The 527-nt window shown below is 57.5% G+C and carries 1 protein-coding gene; it reads right to left on the bottom strand.

The genetic code is table 11. The features are described from left to right. Positions 1 to 527 (bottom strand): TipJ family phage tail tip protein (gene gpJ, locus HEN21_RS22610; RefSeq protein WP_143360078.1); only part of this gene is annotated, 527 nt, incomplete at both ends.

Raw genomic sequence — 527 nt, 5'->3', positions numbered from 1 at the left:
GCACCAAGACGTTTCCCCATGCCGTAGCGCGGATGGGTCAGCATATCCCACAGACACCAGGCCATGTTGTTGCTGTATGCCGGTTTAAACGTCCCGTCCCAGATACCGCTGTATTGCCGCGTCTGCGGGTTATAGTTCGACGGCACCTGCAGAATGCGCCCGCGAAGATGATAATTACGGCTCACCTGCTGGCTGCCGAACTGCTCCGAGTCCACCTGCACGCCGACCAGTGCCGTGTTCGGGTAGCACTGTTTCACATCGATGATTTCAGTGTATGACGACCAGAGCGTTTTGTTCTGCAGCTGGTCTGTGGTGCTGTCCGGCGTCATCCTGCGCATCCGGATATTAAACGGGCGCGGCGGCAGGTTATCCACCACCACCGAGGCCAGATACTGCGAGGTGGTTTTGCCCTTAATGGTGATGTCTTTTTCCGTCACCCAGCCACCGTTACGTTGTATCTGAACCAGCAGGCGGACTTCCGACGGATTCCGGTCCCCCTTTGAGGTGGTTTCCACCAGTGCCTGCAC

The organism is Escherichia sp. 93.1518, assembly GCF_013368915.2.
GTDB lineage: Bacteria > Pseudomonadota > Gammaproteobacteria > Enterobacterales > Enterobacteriaceae > Escherichia > Escherichia ruysiae.
Note: the sequence above shows the minus strand (reverse complement) of the source record. Positions and strands in the feature narration are given on the sequence as shown.